Source organism: Streptomyces sp. MK37H (genome assembly GCF_018035285.1).
GTDB classification, from domain to species: domain Bacteria; phylum Actinomycetota; class Actinomycetes; order Streptomycetales; family Streptomycetaceae; genus Streptomyces; species Streptomyces endocoffeicus.
Window position 1 is genome coordinate 1 of the sequence record NZ_JAAAYH010000532.1, and the last position, 5,230, is coordinate 5,230.

At 73.3% G+C, this 5,230-nt stretch carries 4 protein-coding genes and 1 pseudogene; 4 read left to right on the plus strand and 1 reads right to left on the minus strand.

Annotated elements, in window-relative coordinates:
- Positions 1-330 precede the first annotated feature (330 nt).
- Together GWI24_RS39890 and pepN are read left to right on the plus strand one after the other, a co-directional pair.
- Positions 331-720, plus strand: a complete 390-nt coding sequence (locus GWI24_RS39890) for a chorismate mutase (RefSeq protein ID WP_374103399.1) — start codon at positions 331-333, stop codon at positions 718-720.
- 79 nt (positions 721-799) lie between these two features.
- Positions 800-3,391 carry an aminopeptidase N gene (pepN, locus tag GWI24_RS39895; RefSeq protein WP_210950917.1) on the plus strand — a complete coding sequence of 864 codons (2,592 nt, stop codon included), beginning with the start codon at positions 800-802 and terminating at the stop codon, positions 3,389-3,391.
- A 341-nt stretch (positions 3,392-3,732) separates the two neighbouring features.
- On the opposite strand, the gene GWI24_RS39900 is transcribed toward pepN, so the two are convergent.
- Positions 3,733-4,353 carry a dihydrofolate reductase family protein gene (locus tag GWI24_RS39900; protein ID WP_210950918.1) on the minus strand — a complete coding sequence of 207 codons (621 nt, stop codon included), beginning with the start codon at positions 4,351-4,353 and terminating at the stop codon, positions 3,733-3,735.
- Between the two features lie 130 nt (positions 4,354-4,483).
- Between GWI24_RS39900 and GWI24_RS39905 the strand changes: the two genes are divergently transcribed.
- Positions 4,484-4,717, plus strand: coding sequence for a hypothetical protein (locus GWI24_RS39905; RefSeq protein ID WP_210950919.1), 234 nt, complete (start codon positions 4,484-4,486; stop codon positions 4,715-4,717).
- Between the two features lie 177 nt (positions 4,718-4,894).
- A pseudogene (locus GWI24_RS39910) lies at positions 4,895-5,230 on the plus strand (aspartate aminotransferase family protein); the annotation flags it as partial.

The window sequence follows — 5,230 nt, forward strand, 5'->3', positions numbered from 1 at the left end:
ACTCCGTCCGGAGCGGGCCACGAGGAAAGCCGGGCCGGAGGCCACCGGGAAAGCCGGGCCGTAAGCCGACGGGAAAGCCGGGCCGGAAGTGGAACCTCTCCCCGCCCAGGCGACTCATCCACGGTGGAGGCGCCGTACCGGGAGCGGTCCTCCACCACGACCGCCCCGCCCCCTTCCGCGCCCCTCGCGGGCCGGACCTCAAACCCCCCACAGGGGTCGGGGCGGTCCGGGGGCCCGGGGCCGACGGAGGGCAGGCCCCGGACGCGGCCGGCGCGGGCCGAAGCGCCCCCGAGCGGAGCCGGGACCCGGGGAAAAGTACTCTCGGGAGGCATGACGCACAGCATGAGCGACCACACCGCCGGGCAGCCGGCGACGCCGGGAGACCCCGAGGGGATCGACCCGTCCGTCCTCGACCAGCTGACCCGGTTGCGCGACAGCATCGACAACATCGACGCGGCCGTGGTCCATATGCTCGCCGAGCGCTTCAAATGCACCCAGCAGGTCGGCCACCTCAAGGCCGCCCACCGGCTCCCCCCGGCCGACCCGGCCCGTGAGGCGCGCCAGATCACCCGGCTGCGGCAGCTCGCCGAGAGCGCCAAGCTCGACCCCGGCTTCGCCGAGAAGCTGCTCAACTTCATCATCGCCGAGGTCATCCGGCACCACGAGACCATCGCGCGCTCCGACAACGGCCCCGAGGGCCCGGAGGGCGCACTCCGGTAGTGCGCCCGGGCGGCCGTCCGCCCCGGGCAACCACTTCCCACCCGTGTGCGGCCCGCCGCACGTAGGGCAGCATGTCCCCATGTCCGTACTGACGCGCGAGGAAGCGCAGAACCGAGCCCGCCTCATCGAGGTCCACCGCTACACCATCGACCTCGACCTCACCCGCGGGGAGGAGCTCTTCGGCTCCACCACGACCATCCGCTTCAGCGCGCGCCAGGCGGGCGCGGACACCTTCGCCGAGCTCCGGCCGGCCGCCCTCCACCGCGCCGTGCTCGACGGCCGGGAGCTGGACCTCACCGGCGAGACCGCCGAGGCGCTCGCGGGCGGCCGGCTCCCGCTCACCGGGCTCGGTGAGGGCGAGCACGAGCTGCGCGTCGAGACCGACATGCGCTACTCCCACACCGGCGAGGGCATGCATCGCTTCACCGACCCCGCCGACGGCGAGACGTACCTCTACACGATGTGCTGCATGTCGGACGCGAACGAAGTCTTCGCCGCGTTCGACCAGCCCGACCTCAAGGCCGTCTTCGACGTCCGCGTCACCGCCCCGCCCGAGTGGACCGTCCTCGGCAACGGCATCGCCACCCGCGTCGGCGCCCCCGAGGAGGGCCGCTGGCAGCTCGCGCCCACCCCGCCCATCAGCACCTATCTGATGGCCCTGGCCGCCGGCCCGTACCACTCGGTGCGCACCGAGCACGCCGGACTCCCCTTCGGGCTGCACGTCCGCCGCTCCCTCGCCCTCTACCTCGAGGCCGACGCCGACGAGCTCTTCGACATCACCCGGCGCTGCTTCGACCGCTACCACGAGATCTTCGAGGAGCCGTACCCCTTCGACTCCTACGACCAGGCGTTCGTCCCCGAGTTCAACTCCGGTGCCATGGAGAACCCGGGCCTGGTCACCTTCCGCGACGAATTCGTCTTCCGCTCCGCCGTCACCGACGCCGAGCGCCAGACCCGTGCCATGGTCATCGCCCATGAGATGGCCCATATGTGGTTCGGCGACCTCGTCACCATGAAGTGGTGGGACGACATCTGGCTGAACGAGTCCTTCGCCGAGTACATGGGCTACCAGATCCTCACCGAGACCACCCGCTACACCGATACCTGGGCCGACTTCGGCGTCCGCCGCAAGAACTGGGGCTACGACGCCGACCAGCGCCCCTCCACCCACCCGGTCGCCCCCGCGCCCGAGCTGGTCCCCGACACCTCCGCCGCGCGCCTCAACTTCGACGGAATCTCCTACGCCAAGGGCGCCTCCGCGCTGCGCCAGCTCGTCACCTGGCTCGGCGAGAAGACCTTCCTCGACGGCATCAACGACCACTTCACCCGGCACCGCTTCGGCAACGCCACCCTCGCCGACTTCATCGACTCCCTCGCCCGCTCCTCCGGCCGCGACGTCCACGCCTGGGCCGACCGCTGGCTGCGCACCACCGGCGTCGACACCCTCGCCCCCGTCGTCACCGCCAACGGCGACCGGTGGAGCGCCGAGATCCGCCACCAGGGCGGCGGCCCGGACGGGGACGCCCTCGCCAGGCGCCCGCACCGCATCGCCATCGGCCTGTACGACCACGCGCCCGCCGCCCCGCACCAGCTGGTCCTGCGCGAGCGCGTCGAGGCCGAGCTCGACGGCGCCGAGCCCGGCCTCAGCCTCTCCTTCACCGGGCCCCGCCCCGATCTGCTGCTGCTGAACGACGGCGACCTCACCTACACCAAGATCCGGCTCGACCCCGCCTCCTGGAAGGCCGTCCACCGCTCGCTGTCCGGCCTCCCCGACGCCGTCAGCCGCGCCGTGGTCTGGAACGCCGCCCGCGACATGGTGCGCGACGGCGACCTCCCGGCCACCGACTACCTCGAGGCCGCCCGCGCCCATCTGCCGCACGAGACCGACATAGCGATCGTCCAGGGCGTCCTCGCCTTCGCCCGCACCCAGATCGCCGACCGCTACCTCCCCGCGGACCGGCGCCCCGCCGCCCTGGCCACCATCAGGGCGACCTGCCGCGATCTGCTGCGCCGCACCGAGGACGGCTCCGGGGACGGGCTGCGGCTCGCCGCCGTCCGTACGTTCATCGGCAGCGCCACCGCCCCCGCCGAGCTCAGCGACTGGCTCGACGGCGACACCGTCCCCGGCGGCCCCGCCCTCGACCCCGAGCTGCGCTGGCAGATCCTCGGCCGCCTCGCCGTCCTCGGTGCCGTCGGCCCCGCCGACATCGACGCCGAACGCGCCCGCGACTCCAGCGCCACCGGCCAGGAGGGCGCCGCCCGCTGCCGGGCCGCCCTGCCGGACGCCGCCGCGAAGGAGGCCGCCTGGCAGACCCTCTTCGGGGACGGGGAGAACGACCAGAGCACCGACGGCCGGGGGGACGAGCTCTCCAACTACCTGGTCACCGCGACCGTCGCGGGTTTCTGGCAGCCCGAGCACCACGACGTCCTCGCCGACTACGTGCCGCGCTACTTCCCGGCCGCCGTCGCGCTAGGCGCCCGTCGCGGCCCCGCCATCGCCGACACCGTCGCCCGCTTCGGCTTCCCGAGCACCGTGGACGCCGAAACCCTGCGCCTGGGCGAGGACTGCCTCGCGTCCCCCGACGCCGTACCCGCCCTCCGCCGCCGCCTCGCCGACCAGATCGACGACCTGCGACGCGCCCTGCGCGTACGGGAGAAGCAGGGCGAGTAATCCCGCGCCGACGGGGACGGCGAGGGCGCTCGGGCGCCCCGCCGCCCCTGCCGCGCGGTTATGGCGTGGGGCCCGTCAGCTCGGGGTGTCGGCGAGCTGGGTGATGAGGAGGTCGAGGCGCTCCTCCTGAGTGTCCGGGGGGCGACGCGCTGATCGTGCTGCGCAGCAACGGGCCAAAGGTGGCCGTCTACGGCATTCACGGTGCCACCGCGGTGGTGATGCCGGCGATCAGCGTGCCCCTCCTCATCGCATAACCGCTCGTCACGCCGGCCCGGCCGGGCCTGTAGGCGGCGACGGCCGCGTTGGCTGCCGAGGGCGGCGCGGGAACGGAGTGCCGAGGCTCAGGACAGCACGCGGTAGGTCATATGCGAGACCAGACTCGCCGACCGCGACGTCACCTGCTCCAGTCTCAGCGGCGGGACGCCCTCGAACAGCCGTGTGCCGGCGCCGAGCGTGAGCGGCACGATGTGCAGCCGCAGCTCGTCGATCAGGCCGGCGGCGAGGTACTGGTTGATGGTGGTCGCGCCGCCATGGATCGCGACCTCGCCGTCGCCGGCCGCCGCGCGTGCCTGTGCCGGCGCCGACGCGATTCCGCCGGTGACGAAGTAGTACGTGGTGCCGCCGTCCATCGGCCGCGGCTCGCGCGCGTGGTGGGTGAGCACGAACACCGGTGCGTGGAACGGAGGATTGCCGCCCCACCAGCCGTTCCACTGCCGATCCCACGCGCCGCGCACCGGGCCGAACATATCGCGCCCCATGATGAACGCCGCGGCGGCGGTCATCTGGTCCACCTCGGCCCGGTTCTCGTCGGGAGTGTCGAACATCCAGGCGTGCAGCTGGTCGCCCGAGCCGTCGCCGCCGTCGTCGCCGAACGGGCGTTCCTCGGTCTGGTCGAGCCCGGCCGAGTACCCGTCGGCCGAGATCGTGATGTCGCAGATCACCCTGCCCGTTCGTCTGATCATCGCCCTCTCCTCCTCGTGGCGACCTCCGTCGCCTTCGCGGTGAGCCTGCCGTCGAGAGTCAGCGTGAAACAGACACAGCATGACGCGATGCCGTCTCATCCCGGTCCGGGCACGGGGCAGACTGGCGGGCATGGATCGAGGAACGCGCCGGTGGACACTGACGGTCGACGGGGAGGGGTTCGACGTCGCTGAGCGTCCCGGCGAGCCCGGGACGTACGACTTCACCTGGCTGACCGGGCCGAACCCGGGATACGGCTTCACCACCCATGTGCGCGGAGCCGACTCCTTGAGCGAGCGGGAACTGGAGGAGTCCGCACGGGACTTCCTCAGCCAGGTGGACCCCGGGACGGGGCACATCGAGTAACCGATCAGGCCGGACGAGGCGGCAAGCCCGGGGCGGCCCGGCCGCGCCGATCAATCCGCGGGGCCGGGCCGTACCACGTACGGGTGCACTTGACCCCGCCCCCGGATCGGACCGCTGGTGCGCGAAGTAATTTAGGCAGCCCTGACCGCCGCCCAGACACCCCCTAGGGGCACACCCATGCCCGTGCCCGCATCCGGAACCGCCCGCCTCCTCGCCGGGGGCCAGAGCGGACCGGGCGTGCTCCGCCCGATGGTGGACACCGTCCTCGACGCCCTCGCCCACGGCGCCGCCGACCGCGGTGGGCCCCTCCCGGCCGGGGGACCGGCCGCGGTGGCCCGGCGGATACGCGATGCGGCCCGGCCGCTCATCCCCGACGAGGGGGAGGGGCCCCACCACGCGCTGCGCAGCCTCGTCCGGGCCCTCGCCCATGGCGCCGCCGAACCCGCGGACCCCCGCTGCACCGCCCATCTGCACTGTCCGCCGCTGGCCGTCGCCACCGCCGCCGACCTCGCG